Below are 23578 nucleotides of genomic sequence, written 5' to 3' on the forward strand. Positions count from 1 at the left end.
ACGAAGAAGAAGGAGTGAACAGATGGCAATTCCGGCCTACATGTGGCTCAAGGACGACGGCGGTGCGGACATCAAGGGTTCGGTGACCGTCCAGGATCGCGAAGGCAGCGTCGAACTGGTCGCGTTCGATCACGGCGTGCACATCCCGACCGACGGCAATACGGGCAAGCTCACCGGCACGCGCGTGCACAAGCCGATCACGCTGACGAAGGAGACGGACGCGTCGACGCCGTACCTGTACAAGGCCGTGACGAGCGGCCAGACCCTGAAGTCGGTCGAGATCAAGTGGTACAAGATCGACGACGCGGGCAAGGAAAAGGAGTACTTCAACACGAAGCTCGACAACGTGAAGATCGTCGCCGTGAAGCCGAAGATGCTCGACATCAAGAATCCCGACTACGAGAAACACAACCATCTCGAAGACGTCGAACTGCGCTACGAGACGATCACGTGGTCGTACAAGGACGGCAACATTATCCACAAGGACACGTGGAACGAACGTTCCTGATGCGCTGACCGACTGGCGGAATCCGGTGCGTGCTCGCGCCGGATTCCGACGCATCGGCTGCCCGCCCGCTCGCCCGCAACCGGTTCCGCAGGTTCGCATGGGCATCGACGAGCACGCCCTCCTCCCTTCCTGATCCGCTATCGACATGACGCCGCCTCTCCGGGACGCCTCCCATCTCATTCGCCGTCTCAATCCTCATTGCACGCGCGCGCTCGAAGCCGCCGCGAGCCTGTGCCAGACCCGGCTCGCGGACGAAATCGCGGTCGAGCACTGGGTGCTGAAACTGATCGAAGCAGATGACGGCGACATTCCGGCGATCCTGCGCCACTACGATCTCGATATCGATGCGGTGTGGGATGCGTTAATCGACGTGATCGACCGCATGCCGCGCACGTTGCGCGGCATGCCGGCGCTGTCACGACAGCTCGCGACGGTGATCGAGGATGCGTGGACGCATGCGGTGTCGGACGATTCCGATGGCACTATTCGTTCGGGCCATCTGCTGCAGGCGATCGTCGACGCGCCACACGTCTTGCGCACGCAACGTGCGTGGCCGCTGTTGTCGGTTTCAAGCGCGCAGATCCGGCGTGTGCTGCCCCGGATCGGGCGGCGTTCATCCGAGAACGCGTCCGATGAAATGACGTTGCAGCCGAAAACGTCGCCAACCGCCGATCAGTCCGGCAATGCAGAGACGGAAGCCTCCACCGATCGTCACGCCCGGCACGCACCGTCTCACGCCACCGACGACAATGCCCTCGCACGCTTTGCGCTCGACCTGACCGAGAAGGCCCGCCGTGGCGAGATCGACCCCGTCTTCGGCCGCGACCGGGAGATCCGGCTGATGATCGACGTGCTGGCGCGCCGTCGCAAGAACAACCCGATCCTGGTCGGCGAGCCGGGCGTCGGCAAGACCGCGCTGGTCGAAGGGCTCGCGTTGCGCGTGATCGAAGGCAGCGTTCCGGAAACGATCCGCGACACGCGCATCCTGACGCTCGACCTCGGCTTGCTGCAGGCCGGAGCAGGCGTGAAGGGCGAATTCGAGCAACGACTGAAGAACCTGATCGACGAGGTGCGGACATCGGCGACACCCATCCTGCTGTTCATCGACGAAGCGCATACGCTGATCGGAGCGGGCAACGCGGCGGGCGGCGCCGACGCGGCAAACCTGCTCAAGCCGGCGCTCGCGCGCGGCGAGTTGCGCACGATTGCGGCGACCACATGGGCCGAGTACAAGGAATATTTCGAACGCGATGCAGCGCTCGAACGGCGCTTCCAGGTCATCAAGGTCGACGAGCCCGACGACGACACGGCCTGCCTGATGCTGCGCGGGCTCGCAAGCCGCTATGCGAAGCATCACGACGTCCACATTCGCGACGATGCGATCGTCGCGGCCGTGCGGCTGTCGCGCCGCTACATCCCGGCCCGCCAACTGCCGGACAAGGCCGTCGATCTGATCGACACGGCGGCCGCGCGAGTGCGCATGGCGCTCGACGTGCCGCCGGTGGAACTGCAGCAGGCACGCGCGACGCTGACGGCACTCGAACTGGAACGCGCCGCGCTCGATGCGGATTCCCGAGCCGGGATCGGCGATGTCGCCGAACGGCGCGCCACGATCGACACGGAACACGACGCGGTGCGCGACACCGCCGACATGCTGCTCGGCCAGTACACGCGAGAACGCGAACTCGTCGACGTCTTGCGCACCCTTCGCGGCGCAGCCGGCCCCGCGCCCGATCCGGCGGCCATTTCCAATGCCATCGATGCGCTATCGACCGTTCAGGGCAAATCGCCGATGATCGCCGCCGACGTCGATGCGCAATCCATCGCGCGCGTTGTCGCGGAATGGACCGGTGTGCCGGTCGGCAATCTCGTCGACGACGAACTCCGGAGCCTGCTCACGCTCGAAGCGACGCTCGCTGCGCGCGTGGTTGCGCAGGACGATGCGATCGGTGCGCTGGCGGAGAGCCTGCGTACCGCCAAGGCCGGCCTGAAGAACGAGCACGCACCGCTCGGCGTGTTCCTGCTCACCGGGCCGTCCGGCGTCGGCAAGACCGAAACCGCGCTGGCACTCGCCGACCTGCTGTTCGGCGGCGAAGCCGCACTGACGATGATCAACCTGTCCGAGTACCAGGAAGCGCATACGGTGTCGCAGCTCAAGGGCTCGCCGCCCGGCTACGTCGGTTACGGACGCGGCGGTGTCCTGACCGAAGCCGTGCGTCAGCGTCCGTACAGCGTCGTGCTGCTGGACGAAGTCGAGAAAGCGCATCGCGACGTGCTCGACATTTTCTATCAGGTGTTCGACCGCGGCACGATGCGCGACGGCGAGGGACGCAAAATCGATTTCCGCCATTGCGTGATCTTGATGACGTCCAATCTCGGCAGCGCGCAAATCGACGATGCAACGGCCGAGGATCCAGCGATCACGCACGCAGCGCTGCGCGAAGCCGTTCATCCCCAGTTGGTCTCGCACTTCCAGCCCGCACTGCTCGCACGCTTTCAGACACTCGTCTATCGGCCGCTCGGCGCGGCAGCGCTCGCATCGATCGTGCGGATCAAGCTGAACAAGATCGCCGAACGCCTCCATCGGCAACACGCGGTTTCCCTGACGTGCGCGGACGATCTGATCGAATCGATCGCGCAGCACTGCGTATCACGCGAATCCGGCGCACGCAGCGTCGACGCGTTCCTGAACCAGCGCGTGCTGCCGGTCGTGTCCCGCGAACTGCTTGGACGGATGGCATCGGGCATGACGCCAGGGCAAATCCTGTTGTCGGCCACGGCCGAAGGATCGTTGACGATCGACTTCGTCGATGCGCCGGCTGCCGGCGATCCCTGCACTACACGATGGAACGACCGATGACTGCCGGCCCCTCGCTCTACGACATGCTGCTCGGCCAGATCGGCGGCGAACCGATCAGCGCTTACGACGACCGGACGCTCGAATGCCTGAGCGTGCAGCAGAACGTACGCCGCATTCTCAATACGCGGGCCGGTGCGCTCAAGCACCTGCCCGACTACGGGCTGCCCGATCTCACGAACATCTATAAAGCACTGCCCGCATCCGCGCACTTGCTCAAGCAGCAGATGGAAGCGACGCTGCTGAAGTACGAGCCGCGCATTCGCTCGATCGACGTCGGGATCGTCGACAACCGCGATCCCGGCATCCTGGTCAGCTTCGAGATGACGTGCCACCTGAAGAACGCCGGGCTCGTGCGCTTCGGCACCTACTTCGAGCCGCCGGGCCGCCTGCGCGTCGAACGGCGCATCGATCGGTCATGATCGCGCACGCTCAGCACTCGTGCGCGAGATGCGCGCCAAACCCCGCCTTCCCCGGCGCGATCTCCTCCTTCAGCGTCAACGCCGGAATCTCGTAATCGCCTGCATTCTGCCGCCGGAACGGAATCGGCTGCGCGGTCCACAGTTCGTCGAGCCGCTTGCCGAGCGCCGCGCGCATTTCCTCGAAGCGCGCGTCGTTCATCTTTCCCGTCCGGTAGATCACGAACGGCGGCAGCACATCGAAACCCGGGTAATACAGAATCCCGTGATGAATCGGGAACAGCACGTCGTCGATCGGCCCGTTGATGCCGCGCGGGCTGTAGTGCGATTCCCAGCCGCCGGTCGTCACGATTACCATCGCACGCTTGCCTGCCAGCGAGCCCTCGCCGTAACGGTCGCCCCAGTGCTTGTCGGAATGTTCTCCGACGCCGTATGCGAAACCGTACGCATACACGCGCTCGACCCAACCCTTCATGATCGCCGGCATCGAGAACCACCACAGCGGAAACTGCAGGATCACCGCGTCGGCCCACTTCAGCTTGTCCTGTTCGCGCGCGATATCGTCGCGTTGCGTGCCCGTCTCGAATGCATGCTTCGAGTCGAGCGCAGGATCGAAGCGCGCATCGGGCGCGCGATCGGTCACGTCGCTCGCATCGAACGCCGCCTTCCAGTTCATCGCATACAGGTCGGTCACCTGCACGGTGTGGCCGGCCGCTTCGAGATGCTCGACGGCAAAGTCGCGCAGCGCGCCGTTCAGCGAACGCGGTTCGGGATGGGCATAAACGATCAGCACATTCATGTTCGTCACTCCGTTGATTGAATGGCTGCAGGATGCCCCCGCCGAAGGTATATTTGAAATGAATTCCTGATATTCCAGGTATAGCCATGAATAATCTCAGGCGACTCGATCTGAACCTGCTCGTCACGCTGGACGTGCTGCTCGCCGAGCACAACGTCACGCGCGCGGCCGAAAGGCTGAACATGTCGCAACCGTCAGTGAGCGTGCAGTTGCAGAAACTGCGCGACCTGTTCGGCGATCCGCTGCTGTTGCCGGGGCCGCGCGGGATGCGGCCGACCGCGCGCGCGGAAGCGCTGCGCGAGCCGCTGCGGGACGCGCTCGAAGCCGTCGAACGCGCGGTGGTTCCGGCCACGCCATTCGATCCCGCGACCGCGACGAACACGTGGCGCGTGGCCGCGACCGACTACGGCGAATCGACGATCGTGCTGCCCGCGCTGAACACGCTGCGGGCGGCCGCGCCCGGTACGCGGCTGGCGGTCGTCGAACTCGTGCCGCCGCGCATCGAGCAGGACGCCGAGCGAAACGGCATCGACCTGGCCTTTCATACGACCGAGGGCTCGCCGCCAGGCATGCGGCGCCTGCCGCTGTTCGTCGAGCGTTACGTGCTCATCGGCCGAGCCGGGCATCCGAAGCTGAAGCGGCGCCCCACGCTCGTGCAGTTCGGCATGCTCGAACACGTGATCGTGTCGCCCGACGGCGGCGGCTTCTTCGGCGTGACGGACGAAGCGCTGGCGAAGCTCGGTGCCACGCGGCGCGTCGTGCTGTCCGTGCCGCATTTCCTGTTCGTGATGTCGGCCGTCGCCAGCACCGATCTCGTCGCGATGCTGCCCGAGCGGCTGGTGCGCGACGTGCCCGCGCTGCGCGTCGTGGAAGCGCCGGTCGAGGTGCCCGGTTATGAAATGTCGATGCTGTGGCACGAGCGCGTGCATCGCGATCCCGCGCATCGGTGGCTGCGGGAAACCATCGCGGAATCGGTATAAGCCGAATGCGGCCCACGGAATCGGCGCGACAACGAGCGGGCAGCGCTCGCATATCGGCTTCCATCGGCTTTCCGACATCCGCCCCCTGCCCGCGCCGGCAAGATTCTTCATCCGGGACTTGAAACCGCCTCGAACACTGTATATATTTACAGTGCTTTTGCACCATTTGACCCGAATTCCGTCATCCACAGACGGACGGACTTTTGTGAGGCGACCATGTTCCAGTCATCCGCATTCGATCCCGAGCAACCCGGCTTCAATCCCGTCCACTTCGAGCGCGCCGCGCAGCGGGCGGTCGTCGATCTGCAGCGTGTCGTCGGCGGCCCCGCGCAGCGGGCGCTCGGCCTGCGGCGCCGCACCCATCCCGCCGCCGTCCGCACGATGAGTTGGCAGGCGCTGCTGAACGTCGAAGAGCTGGCCTTCTCGAATGCCGGCTTCCTGAACCGCAACGATCCGACCGTCGTCGACGCATTCATCCGGCTGCGCGACAGCAGGCTGGTCGCCGCGGACGTCGAGGAACCGGTCGACTGGCGTCGCGATGACGACGACCTGCCGGCCGTCTACCTGATCGTCAAGGCGATGCTCGAAGCGGAAGAGGAAGAAAGGGCGGAAGCGGCCTGAGCCGCACCGGCCGATCGCGGTCTGCCGGGATCGCGCGCCACGTTGCGTGTCGACGCGGTACGCGCGGGTCGTCAACGCCATCCTGCGCGCGCGAATCGGCGTATCGGATGGAAAACCACGGGCCGTCGCGCGGGCAAACCACCGCCACGCGACGACCGTCGAAACGAACGTCGAACCGCCTGCCCGTTACAGCCGCGCCGCGAGCCGCGCGCCCTGATCGATCGCGCGCTTCGCATCGAGTTCGGCGGCCAGTTCCGCGCCGCCGATCAGGTGCACCGAGCGCCCGGCCGCCTGCAGCGGCGCGAGCAATGCGCGCTGCGGCTCCTGCCCCGTGCAGAGCACGATCGTGTCGGCTTCGATTACTTCGTGATCGGTGCGCTGTTCGCCGTACGACACGTGCAGCCCGCGCGCATCGATCAGCTCGTAGTTCACGCCGCCGATCATCTTCACCTGCTTCATCTTCAGCGTCGCGCGGTGAATCCAGCCGGTCGTCTTGCCGAGCCCCTTGCCGAGCGGCGCGGCCTTGCGCTGCAGCAGCGTCACTTCACGCGCGGGCGCCGCGACCTGAGCCCGGGTCACGCCACCACGCGTCGCGGCCGGGTCGGTCACGCCCCACTCGGCCTTCCACTCTTCCAGATCGAGCGCCGGCGACTCGCCCGCCTGCACCAGATACTCGGCGACATCGAAGCCGATCCCGCCCGCGCCGACCACCGCGACACGCCGGCCGACCGGCTGCTTGCCGGCAAGCACGTCGATATAGCTGAGCACATTCGGCCCATCCTGCCCGGGGATCTTCGGGTCGCGCGGCGCGACGCCGGTCGCGAGCACGATCTCGTCGTAGCCGCCCGCGATCAGGTCGCTCGCCTCGACGCGGCGGTTCAGGTGCAGATTCACGCCGGTCAGCTCGACCTGGCGGCCGAAGTAGCGCAACGCTTCATGAAACTCTTCCTTGCCCGGAACCTGCTTCGCCATATTGAACTGGCCGCCGATCTCGGCTGCGCCGTCAAACAGGTCGACCTGATGGCCGCGCTGCGCGAGCACGGTCGAGCACGCGAGCCCGGCCGGCCCCGCGCCGACCACCGCGATGCGCTTCGGCTGCTGCGCGGGCGTGTATTTCAGCTCCGTCTCGTGGCACGCACGCGGATTCAGCAGGCACGACGCGATCTTGTTCTTGAACGCGTGGTCGAGGCACGCCTGGTTGCAGCCGATGCAGGTGTTGATCTCGTCGGCGCGGCCCTGCGCGGCCTTGACGACGAACTCGGCATCCGCGAGCAGCGGGCGCGCCATCGACACCATGTCCGCGCAGCCATCTGCCAGGATCTGCTCGGCCACTTCCGGCCGGTTGATCCGGTTGGTCGTCACGAGCGGAATGCCGACCTCGCCCTTCATCTTCTTCGTCACCCACGCGAACGCGCCGCGCGGCACCGACGTCGCGATCGTCGGCACACGCGCCTCGTGCCAGCCGATCCCCGTGTTGATGATCGTCGCACCCGCGCGCTCGACGGCCTTCGCGAGCTGCACGGTTTCGCTCCAGTCGCTGCCGTCCGGAATCAGGTCGAGCATCGACAGCCGGTAGATCAGGATGAAATCGCGGCCGACCGCTTCACGCGTGCGCTCGATGATCTCGATCGGCAAGCGGATGCGGTTCTCGTACGAACCGCCCCACTGATCGGTGCGCTTGTTCGTATGCATCGAGATGAACTGGTTGATCAGGTAGCCCTCGGAGCCCATGATCTCGACGCCGTCGTAGCCGGCTTCGCGTGCGAGCTTCGCACAGCGGACGAACGCGCGAATCTGCCGGTCGACACCGCCCGCGCTCAATTCGTGCGGCGCGAACGGCGAAATCGGCGACTTGATCTTCGACGGCGCGACCGCGAACGGGTGGTAACCGTAGCGGCCTGTATGCAGGATCTGCAGTGCGATCTTGCCGTCCTCCGCATGCACGGCGCCGGTGATCTCGCGATGCCGCCGCGCGGCGGCCGACGTCATCAGCGTGCCGCCGAACGGCTTGGTCCAGCCGGCCACGTTCGGCGCGAAGCCGCCTGTCACGATCAGGCCGACGCCGCCGCGTGCGCGTTCGGCGAAATATTCGGCGAGCCGCGGCAGCGTCTTGCGGCTGTCCTCGAGGCCCGTGTGCATCGAGCCCATCAGCACGCGGTTCTTCAGCGTCGTGAAGCCGAGATCGAGCGGCGCGAGCAGATGGGGAAAGGGGGTCGTCATGGTGATCCTGCCGGTAAGCGATGCCTGCCATCGTAGGCGCGCGCCGCCTTGAACGTGAGGGGGCAAACAGCCATAATGCTTGTCATTTCCGGCCAAAACGACATGACCTCCCCACTCGCCAAGGACCGCCTCGGGCTGCGCCGGCCGACGATTCCGGTCGCCTATACGCGCCTGCTGCTGCAGGCGCTGGCCGCGCGCGGCGTCGACCTGGCCGCCGTGCGTGCCGGCACGGGCCTGCGCGACGCGGTGCTGGCCGAACCCGACGCGCGCGTCGCGCCGTCGCAATGGGGGCGGCTCGTGCTCAATGCGATCGAGATCGGCGGCGATCCGGGCATCGGGCTCGCGTTCGGACTGCTGCTGAAGCCGACCGTGCACGGCTTTCTCGGCTATGCAACGCTGACCGCGCGGGACATCCGCGAAGCGCTGTCCGTCACGCAACGCTACTTCCGGATGCGCAACCGCCAATATCGGCTGACTTATGCGGAAGACGAACGCGGCGCGACGCTCGAACTGCACGGCGTGCAGGCCAGCCCGGTGCTGCAGCATCACGTGATGTTCGAATTCGTGCTGACCGGGCTCGCGCAGAACATCTCGCAATGGGCCGGGCGCGCGTCGCCGCCGATCGCGCTGCAATTCATGTGGCCGGAGCCCGCGTATTTCGAGCGCTATCGCGACCAGTTGCCGCCGGTCGAATTCGGCTGCTCGGCGAACGCGCTGTGGATTGCACGCGACGTGCTCGACTGGCCGCTGCCGCTCGCCGACGAAGTCGCGCACCGGCAGGCGCTCGTGCAAGTCGAGCGCGAGTATGCGCAGGTTCGGCAGGAGGAAGGCGATCTGGTCGAGCGCGTGCGCGCAGAGCTGGCGAGAGCAACCGGCGTTTATCCGGGGCCCGAAACACTCGCCGACGCGCTGCTCGTGTCGACGCGCACGCTGCGGCGCCGCCTGGAGGAAGCCGGTTCGAGCTATCGGCAATTGCTCGACGAAGCGCGGTTTCGCGACGCGAAGCAGTTGCTCGCCGCATCGGATCTCGACCTGAAGACGATCGCCGAGCGGCTGCAATTCACCGATCCGGCGAATTTCACGCGCGCGTTCCGGCGCTGGGCCGGGCAGACGCCGAGCGCGTATCGGGAAGCGGCCGGCAGACCGTCACACGAGTAAATCGGCTGGCTGACACGCGACGCATCAACCTCCGACGTAAATCCGCGCGCCGCCGTCCCCGTCGCCCGCGTCGATCCGCACCTCGCCGGTTGCGGCGACGATCGCGTCATACACGTCATCGGTCACGCATACCACCGGCACCGCGATCGCATACAGCTCGGTGGCCACGATCGCGCCGATCGAGATGATCAGGTCGCGCTCCTTCAGCACGATCGCGACGGGCCCCGTGCCGTTGCGCACGGCTTCCGCGAGCACGCTGCTGCTCGAGCTCGAACCCTTCGCGTGCGGCATCACCATCACCTTGCCGGCGAGACTCGCGCCGGCCTGCGGATGCCCGCGATCGACGATCCTGCCCGCGCCGGAATCGTAGCCGCCCCAGAAGCTGAGCGGCTTGTCGAGCACGAACGCGCTCGCGCATGCGCTGCCCGGCACGAGCGTGTCGCCCATCAGTATTTTGCCCGTCGCTTCAATCATCGAATCGCACCTTTCCTTCGTACGCCGAACGCACGCATTCGCGCATGCTGCCGTATGCGACCGTCACGCCGATGTTCGCGGGCGCATACGACGCCCATTTCCCCGAGTTGGTCATTACCAACCCCGACAGTTGCTTCATCACCGGTGTGATGTACGTGCAGGTATCGACGACGATCTGGATGCCGCGCGCGGCGAACTTGTCCGCGAGGCCGGCTTCGCCCAGCTCCCACAAAATGAAGCGGCTCGTGTTCACGTAGAAATCGCAGGCCGGCTTGCCGTCGAACGCTTCGAGCAACGTATCGAGCGTGCGGAATTCGGCCAGCGAGAAATGCGGTGTGCCGAGCGCCACCGCGACGAGCGCGTCGCCGGCCGCGCCGTGGTTCAGCGTGCGGCGAATCTCGTCGAGATCGGCCATCGCGACGTCGACCGTGCATTGCGCCGCGCGGCCGTGCAATGCGGCATCGAGCGTCGGCGCCTCGGGCGTCACGCCCACCGCATGGAATAGCGCGACGGCCCCGCTCGATGCGGCAGCCGCGCCGAGCGCCTTGAGTTCGTCTTCGGTGGTATCCGCCGGCAGCCCGACGATCGCTGGCACGATTGCGCCCGCGATTTTGCCGATCAACAAGCCGAGCGCGGCGAAATAGATGTCGCGCGACGGCAGGCGGCTGAAGTCCGGCGCGTTGAACACAATCCGCGCGGCGCGGTTCGTTTCGACATGCAAGCCCGCATACGGTGCGCGGCCGGTAATCGCGGCGGCCAGATCGAGAAAATCGCCGTACCGGCTTGTGCGCGCGCCGAGCACCGAGTTCGCGAACACGATCGCATTCGATTCGGCCCACGCGATCTGCTCGCCTTTCGCGGGACGGCTCTTCAACTGATACGGCGCGCACGTGAAACTCGATTCGCAGCCGAGCTGCAAATGCGCGTCCATCAGGCGCTGCGCATCGCGCTGGATCGTGCGGTCGCCGTGATACAGCTCGGGATGAATCAGGTCGAGCGAACCGACGTTCAAGGTGGTCGGCACCGCGACCTTCGCGCCCGTATCGACGAAATACTCGACGAAGTCGAGACTGGTCTGGCCGTGATAAAGACAGCCGTCGATATGTGCGGACGTGATGTCGATCAGGTGCGGCGCGGACATCACTTCCGCCGTGCGTGCGACGATCCGCATCGCGCGCGCGACGCCGTCGCCGAAATCCCCGCGCAACATCGCGTCGTCGCGGTCGCTCAACTGCAGCATCGGTTGCTCCTCGTGACTCGTGCCGGCGACGCCGGCCCGTGAAATCCGTCAGAGGACTCTACAACTGGAAATAAAAACTGTCCAGATCATCGCCAATCCGGGCAATTTAAAAACCAATTTTCGGTCATGGATGCCATGACTCCGCGCTTCGAACTCCGCTGAAACTGCCAATGGCTCGAATTCCGCTCCAGTTTGTCGCAACGCGCGAGCCACCTGCTGCCCGCCTAGCGTTCCGCGGTCAGGCTGAACAGTTCATCGCGCAGCGCCTTCGCGCGCCCCTGGCCGAACTGCGTCTCGAATTCGTCCTGCGCGGCCTGCCACGCGACCAACGCCCGCGCGAACGTGCGCTCGCCGAGCTTCGTGAGGCTCAGCGCATGTGCGCGCGCATCGTGCTCGGACGCGGCCGTCGCGACCAAACCGTCGCGCTGCAACGGCTTCAGCGCGCGCAGCAGCGTCGTGCGATCCATCACGAGCGTGTCGGCCAGTTCGCTCATCAGCAGGCCGGGGCGACGCGTCAAATTCGCCATGATCGAAAACTGCGCGGGCGTGACGCCGACCGGGGCCAGATGGCGTTCGTACAATTGCGTGACGAAGCGCGCCGCCTGACGCAGCGCGAGGCAGTTGCACGCTTGGGCAATCTGGTTGTCGTTCATGCTCCGCAATTTATATGTGCATATGCATAAAGTCAATGTACACTCCGCCGTAACGAGGCCGGCCGGGCGCGTCCGGTGCCCGCCATCGCGTCAAGGAGACGGACATGGACTACATCGACAAGCTGCGGATTTTCCGGTCGGTGGTCGAGATGCGCAGCTTCACGCGCGCCGCCGACATGCACGGCCTCGCGCGGCCGGTCGTGTCGCGTGCTGTTGCCGATCTGGAGGCGCGCTTCGGCAGCCGGCTGCTGCACCGGACCACACGCCAGGTGTCGCTGACCGAAACCGCCGAACGCATTTACGAGCGCTGCGCGGCTGTGCTCGACGAGCTCGACGCGCTCGAAGCGGAAGCGCAAACGCAGACGCGCGAGCCCGAGGGCCTGCTGCGTCTCGTCGCGCATACGACGGCCGCGCTGAACCGGCTCGTGCCGCTGATCGCCGGCTTCAAGCGCGCGCATCCGAAGGTGCGCCTCGACGTCACGTTGACCGAGCGCCCCGTCGATCTCGTCGGCGAAGGCTACGACATCGGCATCGTCGTGCCTTACATGCTGACGAGCGAGACGACCGTCGTGCGGCTGGTCGAGCGCATTCCGGTCGTGATCGTCGCGACGCCCGCGTATCTGAGCGCGCATTCGCGCCCCGAAACGCCGGCGGACCTGGCCGATCATCCGTTCGTGCCGATATCGCCGTCGCTGCGCCGGCCCGCGCTGTCGTTCCGCGTCGACGGCGACACGCTGACCGTGCCGTACCGCTTCGACATCTCGTCGAACAGCCCCGTCTTCAACCGCGAAATGGTGATGCACGACTTCGGCATCGGCGTCGTCCCGCAAACGCTCGTCGAAGCCGAACTCGCGTCGGGTGCGCTCGTGCAGTTGCTGGAGGACGCCGATCTCGTCGACGCGTTCGTCGAGATCAAGCTCGCGTACGCGAACCGCGCGCTGCTGCCCGCGAAGGTGAAGGCATTCATCGACTACACGGCCGCCTATTGCGACCGCGTAGGCGGGATTGTTCCTGCGGCGGCCTGATCCGGCGCGCGAACGCGCCGGCGTGACGCCGATTGGTACAGCCACGACACCAATCTGATCCTGCTCCACCCATCGCTTCGTGGCGCGCTGCGCCCTAACATGTGCACATGCACAAGACCACGCTTATCGATGACGATTGCTTCGCGGTCCGGCAAGCCGCCCGCCGGATCTCGCAGTTCTACGAGCGTTACCTGTCGCGGGCGGGCGTCACGCCGTCGCAGTACAGCATTCTCGCGTTGCTGCGCGACCGGCCGCATCAGACGATGGCGGCGCTGTCGTCGGTGCTGGTGATCGAGCGCACCGCGCTGCTGCGCGCGCTCAAGCCGCTCGTCGGCGCGGCGCTGGTGACGGGCCGGATCGAGCCGCCGCACCGCCGCCAGACGTTCGCGTTGACCGCACACGGCGAAACGAAGATCGCCGACGCACACGTGCACTGGCTCGCCGCACAGGAAGCGTTCGAACGGCGATTCGGGCCGGCGCAGGCAGCCCGGCTGAGAGACGAATTGTTCCGGATCACGCACAACCTGCCGGAGCGCTAACCCCTTCCCCGATCGACGCGACATCGTCGATCGTTTCAATAAGTGCATATACATAGGTGAATCGATGGAAACGACCCAAGAAGCCGCTGCTTCCCGCGAGGCAGCCACAATCGACCCGCCCGCGAAGCAGCGACGCCGCGTGCCGTGGATGCGCATCGCGGTAAGCGCCGTCGTCGTCGCGGTTGCGGCGGCCGCGCTCGACTGGCTGTTCGTGCTGCGCTTCCAGGAAAGCACCGACGATGCGTATGTCGGCGGCGACGTAACGGTGCTCGCGCCGAAGGTCAACGGCTTCGTCGACCGGATTCTCGTGACCGACAACCAGCGCGTGAAGGCCGGCGACGTGCTCGTGCAGCTCGATGCGCGCGACTACGATGCGAAGCTCGCGCAGGCCAGCGCCGAAGTCGACAGCGCGCGCTCCGCCGTGACCGAACTCGAAGCGAAGCAGCAACTGCAATTCGCGGTGATCGGCCAGCACGCGGCGGACAAGAACGCATCGTCGGCCGAACTGACGCGCGCCGCATCCGACCGCGTGCGCTACCGCGAGCTCGTGAAATCCGACGCCGTGTCGAACCAGATCGTCGAGCGCGCGGACGCCGACTATTCGAAGGCAGGCGCGGCCGTCGACCGCAGCGACGCCGCGCTGCTCGCCTCGAAGCGGCAGCTCGACGTGCTCGGCGCGCAGCTCGCCGATGCGCGCGCCCGCGTGAACACCGCGCTCGCCGCGCAACGCGTCGCGGCGCTCAACGTCGAATACACGACGATCCGCTCGCCGGTCGACGGCTACGTCGGCAACCGCACGGGCCGCGTCGGCATGCTCGCGAACGTCGGCGTGCCGCTGCTGACGGTCGTGCCGGCTGCCGGGCTGTGGATCGACGCGAACTTCAAGGAAGACCAGCTTCGCAAGATGCGCGCGGGCGATCGCGTCGACGTGTCGCTCGATGCGTCGAGCACGCGCCTGCACGGCCGTGTCGACAGCGTCGCGCCCGCGACCGGCGCGACCTTCAGCGTGCTGCCGCCCGAGAACGCGACCGGCAACTTCACGAAGATCGTCCAGCGCGTGCCCGTACGCGTGCATCTCGATCCGCAGCCGGGCCTCGAACACGTGCTGCGCCCCGGCCTGTCCGCGGTCGTGACCGTGCATACCGACCACGCGAACTGAGCGGGAGCCGACCATGACCACCGCGTTTTCCGGCGACCCCGCGTCGCAACCGACCAGGCAGCGCGTATTCGCGTTCGCGCTGATGTGCGTCGGCTTCTTCATGGCGACGCTCGACATCCAGATCGTCGCGTCGTCGCTGCGCGACATCGGCGGCGGCTTGTCCGCGAGCCAGGACGAGTTGTCGTGGGTGCAGACGGCCTACCTGATCGCCGAGATCATCGTGATCCCGATGTCGGGCTGGCTGTCGAAGGTGATGTCGACGCGCTGGCTGTTCGTCGCTTCGGCCGTCGGCTTCACGATCACCAGCATGCTGTGCGGGCTCGCGTGGGACATCAACTCGATGATCCTGTTTCGCGGGCTGCAGGGCGCGCTCGGCGCCGCGATGATCCCGACCGTGTTCACCACCGCGTTCGTGCTGTTCCCCGGCAAGCAGCGGCTGATCGCGTCGACCACCATCGGCGCGCTCGCGTCGCTCGCGCCGGCGATCGGCCCCGTGATCGGCGGCTGGATCACCGACCAATGGTCGTGGCACTGGCTGTTCTACCTGAACCTCGTGCCGGGTATCGCCGTGGCCGCACTCGTGCCGCGCTACGTGCATATCGACGAACCCGACCTGAGCCTCGTCAAGCGCGGCGACTATCTCGGCATCGTGCTGATGTCGGGCTTCCTCGGCTGCCTCGAATACGTGCTGGAAGAAGGCCCGCGCAAGAACTGGTTCGGCGACGACGCGATCGTCATCTGCGCGTGGATCTCCGGCATCTGCGGCTTCCTGTTCATCGTGCATGCGCTGACCGCGGAAGATCCGATCGTCGACCTGCGCGCGCTCGCCGTGCGCAACTTCGGGATCGGCAGCCTGCTGTCGTTCGTGACCGGCATCGGGATCTTCGTGACCGTGTTCCTGACGCCGCTATTCCTTGCGCAGGTGCGCGCGTTCAGTTCGCTGCAGATCGGCCTGGCGCTGCTGTCGGTCGGCGCGTTCCAGTTGCTCGCGCTTTGCGTGTATGCGTTCGCGGCGCGCTACTTCAGCATGCGCGCGCTGCTCGTGTTCGGGCTGATCTGCTTCGGCCTCGGCTGCTACCTGTACACGCCGATCACGCACGACTGGGGCTGGCGGGAACTGCTGCTGCCACAGGCGCTGCGCGGGATCGGCCAGCAGTTCAGCGTGCCGCCGATCGTGACGATGGCGCTCGGTTCGCTGCCGCAGTCGCGGCTGAAATCGGCAAGCGGACTGTTCAACCTGATGCGCAATCTCGGCGGTGCGATCGGCATCGCGGTGAGCGCGACGATGCTCAACGACCGGCTGAACTTCCACTACCTGCGCCTGAACGAGCATGTGAGCGCGGGCGAGCCGCAGATCGCGTCGCTGCTCGATCATCAGACCGCGTACTGGACTGCTGTTGCGGGCAACACGCTGAATACCGCGCAGGCCGGGCTCGCGAACCTGCATCGGCTGATTTATCGCGAAGCGCTGACGCTCACCTACGCGGATGCGTATTACGCGCTGTCGCTGTGCTTCGTCGTCGCGCTGCTTGCCGTCGCGTTTTCCAAACCCATTACTTTGAACGCGCCGCCGCCGGACGCGCACTGAGGTTGAGGTCATCATCATGAAAAAGCTACTCGTCGCGCTGGCTGTCAGCGCATTCGCCGCAGGGTGTGCGGTGCAGCCCGCGCAGCATCCGGCGCTGCCCGAATCCGTGCAAACGCTCGCGCCCACCGCATGGGATACCGACGTGCCGCGCGCGGACATCGACGCCGCCGCATGGTGGGCGCAATTCCACGATCCCGTGCTCGACCGGCTGATCGCGACCGTGCTCGACGGCAACCTCGATCTGCAGGCCGCCGCCGAACGCGTGAAGCAGGCGCAGGCGCTGACCGTTCAAAAGCGCGCGGTGCTGCTGCCCGAACTCGACGCGACCGCGCACGCGGCCGACGCGCGCCAGAACACGCCGCCGCCGCTCGGCTATGTGCGGCAGGCCGGCGTGGGGCTCGCGCTGAGCTGGTCGCCCGATGTGTTCGGCGGCGAACGGCTCGATTTGCTCGCCGCACAGGCCGAACTCGTCGGGCAGAAGCATGCGGAAGATGCGATGCGGCTCGCGCTCGCGGCCGATGCGGCATCCGCGTATGTCGATCTGCGTTGGGCGCAGCAGGAACTGAAAATCCTGCAGGACAACGCGAAGATCCGGCAGCACGCGCTCGAACTCACGCGCAAGCGGCAGGCGTTCGGGCTGTCGACGGAACTCGACGTCACGCGCGCGCAGAACCAGCTCGATGCGCTCGAAGCGCGGATTCCGCCGACGCAGGCGCAGATATCGCATCAGCTCAATCTCATTGCCGTGTATTCGGGGCGGACGCCGGAATCGGTCGATCGGCTCGTGTTGGCGCAGGTGGGCGAGATTCCCGCGCCGCCGGCTGGCGCGCCGGGGACGTTGCCTTCGCAGGCGTTGTTGCGGCGGCCCGATGTGCTGACTGCTTATGCGCAGGTAGAGCGGCGTGCGGCGCAAGTGGGGGTTGCCAAGGCCGAGCGGTATCCGAAGTTCTCGCTGAATTTGGCGGACGGGATTCTGGCGGCGTCGTATCTCGGGTTGCCTACGTTGACCGACAACCTGTTCAGTGCAGCGTTGAGTGCGACGAGCCCGATCTTCAATGCGGGGCGTATTACCGCCGATATCTCGCAGAGCGAAAGCCGGATGCGCGAGTCGGAACTCGGGTTGAGGCAGACGATGCTGCAAGCGTTGAGGGAAGTCGAGGATGCGCGTGCGAATCTCGTCAGTTCCGATGAGGCTACGCGGCGGCTCGGTAGTGCATTGGCGGCTTCCGATAAGGCGCTCGGGTTGGCGAATCAGCTTTATAAGGGCGGTGCGACGGATTTTCTGGATGTGCTGTCGGCGCAGGAGGTTTATCTAAGGGACTCGGATTCGCTCAATCAGGTCAAGCGCGAGCATGCGCTGGCGGCGGTCGCGCTTTATCGATCGCTTGGGGGTGGGTGGAGCAGGAATGAGGCGGCAGGTGGAGCGGAAGCCGAGACAGAGGCTGTGGTGAAGAATTGAGGCAGGGGCCCGATACGAATGCAGGCCGCGGACGGCCTGCACCTTTATGCAAGCGCGGCGGTGCGGTCATGCGGCGTCGGGCCAGCGGTAACCGATCACCTCGTTCAGCGGATACGCAAGTTCGCGCACTTCTTCCAATTGGTTGCCGCCGAACAGATGCACGTATTCATCGTCGTGACGCAGGTAGAAACCGACGTGCCCTTTCCAGCTTGCCGGATCGTCGCGCGTCAGGATAGCGATGCAGCCGTAGACCGGACGCTCCAGCGGGCGGCCCCATTCGAGCCACGAGCGCGCGAGCGCGGAGCCCGTGCCGCGAATGCCGGCGTGCGTCATGCACCAGTTGACGAACGACGAGCACCAGGAAATCTTGTCGTCGTAGCCGACCAGGTTCGTGTGGTTGTTGTATTCGACGATGCGCGGGTTGATGCTGCCGGGCGGGTGGCGGCGAATGCCGAGTTCGGCCAGCGCAACGGACATCCAGGGTGGGTGGGCGGTCGATTCTCGATTGCCCTCGGGGGTCGATCGGGTCACGTCAGTCTCGGATTTTTGAGATGAGCAATCTTCGCATGAATGCGGAAATTCAACAGCGCGCCTTCAGTGACTGGACTCACAAATTTATCGAATCCATCCGATTGTTTCGGCGCGCGCAGTGACGACTCACGGCCGTTTCGGTCGTGACAGTTGTTGAAGTTGGCTGTGGGCGCACATCGCGACATGCGCGGCGATGGCCAGGGCGATATCGCCCCGGCGGTCAGTCGCGTTCGTTCAAAACCAGCAGTCCACCCGCAGAGCCGCATAACGCGGCCCCTGCTTGTTATGCCGGCGTGTCTTCCGGTTCTGGGTCGTGGTAAGGCTGCTCTCGCAGCGCTAGCTGGCTGTAGTCCGGCGAGATCGTGATTTTCCGGGTGACGTAGTTGACGTCGAGGTAGATGCGGTCGCCCGGTTTGAATCCAAAGATCTTGAAATCCAGATCGATTGCCTTCATCCACGGCAGGTAAGGCCAGCCGCGCTTGGGAAGGTCCGGGTAGTTGCGGAGGACCAGCTCAAACGTCTTTTGCATGTTGACCGGTTTGTTCTTCCTGCGACGTGTCTTACTATTGGCGTCAGCCATTTCCGACTCCTTGTTCGAGTTGGTGGTGGTCAGCGGGTCGTATGGGTTGCCGCCCATGCGGCCCGCGCTTTTTTGTTGCCTTGGCATTTCTACTTCGCACTCCCCCTTCGCTGCGTCTTGTTGGGCAAGACGGATCTTTTTTCGACCATCGGTGCGAAGGGTGCTGCGACCAACTCCGATGGGCGAGAAGCAAGGCTTCATGACCAGTGTAGTCGCGCTGGCATCTCAGAAATGGGAAGTTGGGGGGGATTGGCCGAAGGGTATAGGGACGCACAGACACCTAGCTGATGTTGCCGATTAGCGATTTGACGGTCTTTTGTGCCCGCGCATTTCAGATATCGATCCCCAGGCGAAAACTGGGTACCAATTTGGTCGATCACCGTGTCTTTCTCTCGCTACACAATAGGATCGGCACCCAATATCCTGTTCAGCATGGAGATGACATCAATCCAAAATGCTGGTAGCGTTCCAACATACAACTTTCAGAAAATCGAAAATGGGGCGCTCAGCAGACTACACGATCCAGGGTTTCCTGTACCAGTTCAATCAAACGCTCGCTGAGCTACTGGTGGCAGGGGATGACGACGTAATTTCCATTGAAGGAATTGTTGAAGATATCGAAGTAGCGAGCTTTGCCGGTACCAAGGCTATTCAGTGCAAATATCACGAAACAAAAAACAACTACACACCAAGCATCCTTTACCACCCATTGCTTCAAATGCTGAAGCACTTCAAATCCAATCCCGGCGCGAAAATACACTACTACTTATATGCGCACTTCCCCAACAACCCAGCGATTACCATAACTGCACATGAACTCAACGAAGCACTAAAATCAGAAAACAAGGATTTGAAGGACTTAATTGCTGAAATCGCTGACATTGATGTCGATGAATTTTTGAAAGTATTCTCACTCATCGTCACACAAAAATATGACGACCTGATGGAGGACAACTCAAAAAAGCTTGAGACCCTTGGCTTCAACAAAGTAGAAGTGGAAACCTTATTCTACCCAAACGCCATTCAAATAATTGCCGACTTGAGCATCAAGCATGATGCCAGCCTTAGAAAAATCAGAAGAATAGATTTCTTTGAGTCATTGCGCAGAATCAGATCAACCGCAATTTCCCAATGGACACTCGCACTAAAGACGCGACAGAAGATCTTAGAAACGCGACGCAAGCAACTCAAGGAAAATTTGAGTGCGAACACACGTCTGCGCCATCTAGTCATATTCCCAGAATTCCTAGATAAATTTGACGATCAAATTATTCTTTTCATCAAATCATTCATAGACAAATATCATTTCAAGATCGCACACACGCAGACACCGCTCTTCGCCCTGGACGTTCCACAAGACGCACTCGATGGAATTGCAGAACGATTAATTATAAAAGATGTAATACCAAATCACGGGCGGCGAATAAAGGAATTTTCCCAGGTTCAATTTTTCCGCGACCCCATGGTACAAAAAGAAAGAAAAGAATTTTCCCTTCGCCTTATATGCTGGAGCGACTACAAAAATCTCTCAACCGGAACCAAAGCAGATGATTTATTTATAATCGGAAACGGAAATATCTCGGACATAGATACTAAAGATATAAATCTAGAAATTTTAAGTTCAGAAAAATTTGATGAGATTAAGTACATAATGGGGATGAGCAATGCATACTAAAATTGGAGCTGTACTTTCGTGCGCACCTGAAGTTATCGTAATTGCCGTGGATAGCCTTGAAGTATTCGAGAAGAATAAAGAGAGCCTCCAGGTTGGTCGTTTCTTGAAAATTTCGCAAGGAAATCACGATTTCACGATCTCAACTATTCGCAACATTAAAGGCACAAACACTATTAATTCAAGCGGGGAGACGGTTTGGAGCTTTCAGATAGAATGTCAAGCAATTGGCACTCTCATTGATGACAAGATGTTTGACCGTGGCAGCCTCCTTTTGCCGGTTCCCACTGAGCATGTATTTATTGCAGAAAAAGATACCCTTGACCGAATGTTTTCGGCAGACGGCGACCATGATTTTCCGCTTGGCAAGCTCTCAATGAACAAAGCCATCGATCTCATGATCAACGGCAACAGATTTTTCAGCAAACATATTGCTGTTGTCGGCTCGACCGGCTCTGGCAAGTCATGTACGGTCGCAAGCGTCCTACAAAACGTCGTTGGAATTGCTCAGAAAAAAAACAACAACAAAGACAAACAGAATAATTCGCATGTGGTAATTTTCGACATTCATGACGAATACACTGCCGCGTTCACCCTTGAAAAAGAAGAGTCTTTCACTCTGAGCAGACTCGACATCGACTCTTTGCAGCTTCCGTACTGGCTGATGAATTCAGAAGAGTTGGAAAGCATGTTCATCGAGAGCAACGAAGCAAATTCCCACAATCAGGTTAGCCAGTTCAAGCACGCAGTTGTTTTGAACAAGGAGAAGCATAATCCAGACGTTCCGGAGGTTACTTACGATACTCCAGTTTATTTCTCAATTAAAGAGGTCTACCATTTCATTGAAAATCTGAATCGAGAGGTAATCGGTAGACTGAGTGGGGAAGATAAGCCCAAGTTAGCCGATGGAACGCTGGTGATAGACCGGAAAATCTATTTCGACAAAATCCACGACTTCGTTGCCAACTCTACCGCAGCTGCAAGCAGAGCGACCAATGGACCATTCAACGGAGAGTTCAACAGGTTCGTTTCCCGACTTGAGGCGAAGTTGGCCGACAAACGCCTCCGATTCCTTCTTAACGCGAAGAAAGTTGACGGGCAGGCCCATATCACTGCGGACTTTGAAACGCTGATGAAGCAGTTCGTCGGCTACCTCGACAAGGCAAACGTCACCGTCGTGGACTTGAGCGGAGTTCCATTCGAGGTTCTTAGCATCACCGTCAGCCTAATCTCTCGCCTAATCTTCGACTTCTGCTTTCACTATACAAAGCTACAACATGCTCTGGGCAAGCTCAATGACATCCCAGTCATGCTAGTTTGTGAGGAGGCGCACAACTACGTTCCACGAGATGATCGCATTGCCTATCGCGCATCCCGCAAATCCATCGAGCGAATCGCTAAGGAAGGGCGAAAATACGGGCTAAGCCTGATGATTGTGAGTCAACGCCCCTCGGAAGTGTCGGAGACAATATTCGCTCAGTGCAACAATTTCATGTCTCTGCGTCTGACGAACGACGCAGATCAGACCTATGTACGACGACTCTTTCCCGACAGTGTCAACGCGATTACAGAGATCCTCCCAAACCTTGCTCCGGGTGAGTGTGTAGTGGTCGGTGACGCCGTGCTGCTGCCGGCTGTGATAAAGATGCCTCCACCGGTCCCCGAGCCACATTCGCAAAGCGTTAAGGTTCACAAGGAATGGAAGGAGCAATGGCGCGATGTTGTCTTCGCACAGGTCATCGAGCGCTGGCGAAAGTGACGGCGAGGTGATCTCCTAAGAGCGCGTTTCAATCGTGGAACACGGCCTCGCCCGGACATGTCAGGAATTTCGTGTGCTGACGAGCGCCCCCATAATGTACGGTCAAGCACCTCTTGATGGTGGCAAGGAATCAATCACATGCCGATATTTCTCCGTGATTTTCTCAAGACGCTGAATAACCTTGCGACTTACGACGGTCTTGTAATCAACCATTCCATGCACCACTTCATTCCGTATTCTTCGCAACTCTTCGATCTCTTTTGCCTCTGCTTGCTCGAACACCCCTACTCGAACCATCTCGCCCATGGCCATGAGTGGAGGACGGGGCCGACCGCCAAGAGTGCTGAGCTTTTCTGCATTTAGACTGCTTAACTCTGTAATCATCCGCTCGAACGACACCCACGCGGCCAAGAACTCGCCGAGCATTTGGTGTTGATCTTCCGGTGCAAAAGATAGCTGTTCATCGAACAGGCTTTCAAATAGAAGCTTCGCAAGTTCTGAATATATTTCGACTTTATCTCGATCTACCGTAAGACCATTTCCTTGATGATAAAGCTGATTTCGAAGCCTATGGAACCATTCAATTTCACCAAGCTCAATTCCGGAAATCCTTTGGGCCGCATACTGTTCTAGGGCATCAAGCAGCTTGGGAAAGCTCTCACTGAATTCGACGTACTCCTTGCGCGGGACGTTGATGCCGTTAATTCGCTTTGGGAGTCCAAGATACGTCTTGATCGTAAGTTCGACTGCATTGTCGACGCTCAGAAGGGCGAGCCGCCGATTCTTATCGCTGTCCTTCCGTAACAGCGATATGCCATGTTCCAAAATCTCTCTCGGACCTGCGGCCCACGGTTGAGTTGCCATATGTATTTCGTAATTCCTAGATGCCTAACTATGTGAGGGATAACGGCAACATCATCCGTCGACTTGAGCCCCGCATCCGCCGTCACCACCCAAGTCTTCAAAAGTGGAACTGTCGTAACAACAAGATTCACCTTCCCATCATCCGACTTGAACGACAGCCCGTCCGGCCCCGGCGTCATCCCGTCGTCGGGAACGGCGCTTTGCACGGTACTCCCCACCTTTCCGGAAAACCCTTTCGCCTTGACCGTCCCGACAAGCTTTACCAGCTTCGCATTCAACTCGGCGGTTATTTCTTGTCCAAATCCGCCCGATCTTCCATCTGAGCCGCATTAACTGCCTCGGCAGCCTTCTTCCGATCCGCGAGATAGGAATCGGTCGGCGACGTAACCGCCTTCGCACCAACCACAGCGATCAGGGCCAGGAGCACAACCGCCCCCACCGCGACTCTCAGTTTGGAAATGCTTTTCATTCTT

General features: G+C 62.2%; 22 protein-coding genes. 13 read left to right on the top strand and 9 right to left on the bottom strand.

The window, feature by feature from the left end:
* The first annotated feature begins 22 nt into the window (after positions 1–22).
* The 3 genes from AC3WLY_RS00485 (at position 23) to tssE (ending at position 3787) form a co-directional block, all read left to right on the top strand.
* Positions 23–508 carry an Hcp family type VI secretion system effector gene (locus AC3WLY_RS00485; RefSeq protein ID WP_006479553.1) on the top strand — a complete coding sequence of 162 codons (486 nt, stop codon included), beginning with the start codon at positions 23–25 and terminating at the stop codon, positions 506–508.
* Positions 509–653: 145 nt separating this feature from the next.
* Positions 654–3368, top strand: a complete 2715-nt coding sequence (gene tssH, locus AC3WLY_RS00490) for a type VI secretion system ATPase TssH (protein ID WP_492308442.1) — start codon at positions 654–656, stop codon at positions 3366–3368.
* Entirely contained in the window at positions 3365–3787 is a 423-nt protein-coding gene (gene tssE / locus AC3WLY_RS00495) for a type VI secretion system baseplate subunit TssE (protein WP_310131575.1), read from the top strand. Before tssH ends, tssE begins: the two co-directional genes overlap by 4 nt.
* A 10-nt stretch (positions 3788–3797) precedes the next feature.
* On the opposite strand, the gene AC3WLY_RS00500 is transcribed toward tssE, so the two are convergent.
* Positions 3798–4583 carry an NAD(P)H-dependent oxidoreductase gene (locus tag AC3WLY_RS00500; protein ID WP_492308441.1) on the bottom strand — a complete coding sequence of 262 codons (786 nt, stop codon included), beginning with the start codon at positions 4581–4583 and terminating at the stop codon, positions 3798–3800.
* 86 nt (positions 4584–4669) lie between these two features.
* Here AC3WLY_RS00500 and AC3WLY_RS00505 point away from each other — a divergent pair, with 86 nt between their 5' ends.
* Together AC3WLY_RS00505 and AC3WLY_RS00510 are read left to right on the top strand one after the other, a co-directional pair.
* Positions 4670–5563 (top strand): LysR family transcriptional regulator, encoded by an 894-nt coding sequence (locus tag AC3WLY_RS00505; RefSeq protein WP_492308440.1) that lies wholly within the window; start codon positions 4670–4672, stop codon positions 5561–5563.
* A gap of 216 nt (positions 5564–5779) precedes the next feature.
* The gene (locus AC3WLY_RS00510; protein WP_124446315.1) at positions 5780–6184 is read left to right on the top strand and encodes a DUF2471 family protein; all 405 of its coding nucleotides are present in this window, start codon (positions 5780–5782) and stop codon (positions 6182–6184) included.
* 186 nt (positions 6185–6370) lie between these two features.
* Here the strand turns inward: AC3WLY_RS00510 and AC3WLY_RS00515 are convergent, their stop codons facing one another.
* A complete protein-coding gene (locus tag AC3WLY_RS00515; protein ID WP_492308439.1) occupies positions 6371–8404 on the bottom strand; it encodes a 2,4-dienoyl-CoA reductase FMN-binding domain-containing protein in 2034 nt (677 codons plus the stop codon).
* 75 nt (positions 8405–8479) lie between these two features.
* On the opposite strand from AC3WLY_RS00515, the gene AC3WLY_RS00520 reads away from it, so the two are divergent.
* Complete coding sequence (locus AC3WLY_RS00520) at positions 8480–9562, top strand: AraC family transcriptional regulator (protein ID WP_492308438.1); 1083 nt, start codon at positions 8480–8482, stop codon at positions 9560–9562.
* A 24-nt stretch (positions 9563–9586) separates the two neighbouring features.
* Here the strand turns inward: AC3WLY_RS00520 and AC3WLY_RS00525 are convergent, their stop codons facing one another.
* The 3 genes from AC3WLY_RS00525 to AC3WLY_RS00535 all read right to left on the bottom strand — a co-directional run bounded on the left by AC3WLY_RS00525 (position 9587) and on the right by AC3WLY_RS00535 (position 11929).
* On the bottom strand, positions 9587–10036 hold the full coding sequence (locus tag AC3WLY_RS00525) for an aconitase X swivel domain-containing protein (RefSeq protein ID WP_492308437.1): 450 nt from the start codon (positions 10034–10036) through the stop codon (positions 9587–9589).
* Entirely contained in the window at positions 10029–11276 is a 1248-nt protein-coding gene (locus tag AC3WLY_RS00530) for an aconitase X (protein ID WP_492308436.1), read from the bottom strand. Before AC3WLY_RS00530 ends, AC3WLY_RS00525 begins: the two co-directional genes overlap by 8 nt.
* Positions 11277–11500: 224 nt before the next feature.
* Positions 11501–11929, bottom strand: coding sequence for a MarR family winged helix-turn-helix transcriptional regulator (locus tag AC3WLY_RS00535; protein WP_204422499.1), 429 nt, complete (start codon positions 11927–11929; stop codon positions 11501–11503).
* Between the two features lie 104 nt (positions 11930–12033).
* Between AC3WLY_RS00535 and AC3WLY_RS00540 the strand changes: the two genes are divergently transcribed.
* The 5 genes from AC3WLY_RS00540 to AC3WLY_RS00560 all read left to right on the top strand — a co-directional run bounded on the left by AC3WLY_RS00540 (position 12034) and on the right by AC3WLY_RS00560 (position 17699).
* Entirely contained in the window at positions 12034–12954 is a 921-nt protein-coding gene (locus AC3WLY_RS00540; RefSeq protein WP_492308435.1) for a LysR family transcriptional regulator, read from the top strand.
* Between the two features lie 107 nt (positions 12955–13061).
* Entirely contained in the window at positions 13062–13493 is a 432-nt protein-coding gene (locus tag AC3WLY_RS00545) for a MarR family winged helix-turn-helix transcriptional regulator (RefSeq protein WP_072439219.1), read from the top strand.
* Positions 13494–13557: 64 nt separating this feature from the next.
* Complete coding sequence (locus tag AC3WLY_RS00550; protein ID WP_492308434.1) at positions 13558–14652, top strand: HlyD family secretion protein; 1095 nt, start codon at positions 13558–13560, stop codon at positions 14650–14652.
* Between the two features lie 13 nt (positions 14653–14665).
* Positions 14666–16240 (top strand): DHA2 family efflux MFS transporter permease subunit, encoded by a 1575-nt coding sequence (locus AC3WLY_RS00555; RefSeq protein WP_492308433.1) that lies wholly within the window; start codon positions 14666–14668, stop codon positions 16238–16240.
* Positions 16241–16256: 16 nt separating this feature from the next.
* On the top strand, positions 16257–17699 hold the full coding sequence (locus tag AC3WLY_RS00560; RefSeq protein ID WP_492308432.1) for an efflux transporter outer membrane subunit: 1443 nt from the start codon (positions 16257–16259) through the stop codon (positions 17697–17699).
* A gap of 66 nt (positions 17700–17765) precedes the next feature.
* Here the strand turns inward: AC3WLY_RS00560 and AC3WLY_RS00565 are convergent, their stop codons facing one another.
* Both AC3WLY_RS00565 and AC3WLY_RS00570 read right to left on the bottom strand, forming a co-directional pair.
* A complete protein-coding gene (locus AC3WLY_RS00565; protein ID WP_492308521.1) occupies positions 17766–18176 on the bottom strand; it encodes a TIGR02594 family protein in 411 nt (136 codons plus the stop codon).
* 337 nt (positions 18177–18513) lie between these two features.
* Positions 18514–19011, bottom strand: coding sequence for a hypothetical protein (locus tag AC3WLY_RS00570; RefSeq protein WP_492308431.1), 498 nt, complete (start codon positions 19009–19011; stop codon positions 18514–18516).
* 253 nt (positions 19012–19264) lie between these two features.
* On the opposite strand from AC3WLY_RS00570, the gene AC3WLY_RS00575 reads away from it, so the two are divergent.
* On the top strand, positions 19265–20485 hold the full coding sequence (locus tag AC3WLY_RS00575) for a hypothetical protein (protein WP_492308430.1): 1221 nt from the start codon (positions 19265–19267) through the stop codon (positions 20483–20485).
* Positions 20475–22241 (top strand): ATP-binding protein, encoded by a 1767-nt coding sequence (locus tag AC3WLY_RS00580; protein ID WP_492308429.1) that lies wholly within the window; start codon positions 20475–20477, stop codon positions 22239–22241. The genes AC3WLY_RS00575 and AC3WLY_RS00580 overlap by 11 nt, the downstream gene beginning before the upstream one ends.
* 102 nt (positions 22242–22343) lie before the next feature.
* Here the strand turns inward: AC3WLY_RS00580 and AC3WLY_RS00585 are convergent, their stop codons facing one another.
* Entirely contained in the window at positions 22344–23105 is a 762-nt protein-coding gene (locus AC3WLY_RS00585) for a hypothetical protein (RefSeq protein ID WP_492308428.1), read from the bottom strand.
* A 286-nt stretch (positions 23106–23391) separates the two neighbouring features.
* Positions 23392–23574: a hypothetical protein gene (locus AC3WLY_RS00590; RefSeq protein ID WP_175960526.1), complete on the bottom strand. Its 183-nt coding sequence runs from the start codon at positions 23572–23574 to the stop codon at positions 23392–23394.
* Between the last annotated feature and the right edge of the window lie 4 nt (positions 23575–23578).

The sequence above is a fragment of the Burkholderia sp. FW306-1C-G01B genome (assembly GCF_058781685.1).

Excerpts from the sequence above, each read along its gene's own strand:
- AC3WLY_RS00485 (WP_006479553.1), top strand. The coding sequence starts at position 23 with ATGGCAATTCCGGCCTACATGTGGCTCAAGGACGACGGCGGTGCGGAC.
- tssH (WP_492308442.1), top strand. The coding sequence starts at position 654 with ATGACGCCGCCTCTCCGGGACGCCTCCCATCTCATTCGCCGTCTCAAT.
- tssE (WP_310131575.1), top strand. The coding sequence starts at position 3,365 with ATGACTGCCGGCCCCTCGCTCTACGACATGCTGCTCGGCCAGATCGGC.
- AC3WLY_RS00500 (WP_492308441.1), bottom strand. The coding sequence starts at position 4,583 with ATGAATGTGCTGATCGTTTATGCCCATCCCGAACCGCGTTCGCTGAAC.
- AC3WLY_RS00505 (WP_492308440.1), top strand. The coding sequence starts at position 4,670 with ATGAATAATCTCAGGCGACTCGATCTGAACCTGCTCGTCACGCTGGAC.
- AC3WLY_RS00510 (WP_124446315.1), top strand. The coding sequence starts at position 5,780 with ATGTTCCAGTCATCCGCATTCGATCCCGAGCAACCCGGCTTCAATCCC.
- AC3WLY_RS00515 (WP_492308439.1), bottom strand. The coding sequence starts at position 8,404 with ATGACGACCCCCTTTCCCCATCTGCTCGCGCCGCTCGATCTCGGCTTC.
- AC3WLY_RS00520 (WP_492308438.1), top strand. The coding sequence starts at position 8,480 with ATGCTTGTCATTTCCGGCCAAAACGACATGACCTCCCCACTCGCCAAG.
- AC3WLY_RS00525 (WP_492308437.1), bottom strand. The coding sequence starts at position 10,036 with ATGATTGAAGCGACGGGCAAAATACTGATGGGCGACACGCTCGTGCCG.
- AC3WLY_RS00530 (WP_492308436.1), bottom strand. The coding sequence starts at position 11,276 with ATGCTGCAGTTGAGCGACCGCGACGACGCGATGTTGCGCGGGGATTTC.
- AC3WLY_RS00535 (WP_204422499.1), bottom strand. The coding sequence starts at position 11,929 with ATGAACGACAACCAGATTGCCCAAGCGTGCAACTGCCTCGCGCTGCGT.
- AC3WLY_RS00540 (WP_492308435.1), top strand. The coding sequence starts at position 12,034 with ATGGACTACATCGACAAGCTGCGGATTTTCCGGTCGGTGGTCGAGATG.
- AC3WLY_RS00545 (WP_072439219.1), top strand. The coding sequence starts at position 13,062 with ATGCACAAGACCACGCTTATCGATGACGATTGCTTCGCGGTCCGGCAA.
- AC3WLY_RS00550 (WP_492308434.1), top strand. The coding sequence starts at position 13,558 with ATGGAAACGACCCAAGAAGCCGCTGCTTCCCGCGAGGCAGCCACAATC.
- AC3WLY_RS00555 (WP_492308433.1), top strand. The coding sequence starts at position 14,666 with ATGACCACCGCGTTTTCCGGCGACCCCGCGTCGCAACCGACCAGGCAG.
- AC3WLY_RS00560 (WP_492308432.1), top strand. The coding sequence starts at position 16,257 with ATGAAAAAGCTACTCGTCGCGCTGGCTGTCAGCGCATTCGCCGCAGGG.
- AC3WLY_RS00565 (WP_492308521.1), bottom strand. The coding sequence starts at position 18,176 with ATGTCCGTTGCGCTGGCCGAACTCGGCATTCGCCGCCACCCGCCCGGC.
- AC3WLY_RS00570 (WP_492308431.1), bottom strand. The coding sequence starts at position 19,011 with ATGAAGCCTTGCTTCTCGCCCATCGGAGTTGGTCGCAGCACCCTTCGC.
- AC3WLY_RS00575 (WP_492308430.1), top strand. The coding sequence starts at position 19,265 with ATGCTGGTAGCGTTCCAACATACAACTTTCAGAAAATCGAAAATGGGG.
- AC3WLY_RS00580 (WP_492308429.1), top strand. The coding sequence starts at position 20,475 with ATGCATACTAAAATTGGAGCTGTACTTTCGTGCGCACCTGAAGTTATC.
- AC3WLY_RS00585 (WP_492308428.1), bottom strand. The coding sequence starts at position 23,105 with ATGGCAACTCAACCGTGGGCCGCAGGTCCGAGAGAGATTTTGGAACAT.
- AC3WLY_RS00590 (WP_175960526.1), bottom strand. The coding sequence starts at position 23,574 with ATGAAAAGCATTTCCAAACTGAGAGTCGCGGTGGGGGCGGTTGTGCTC.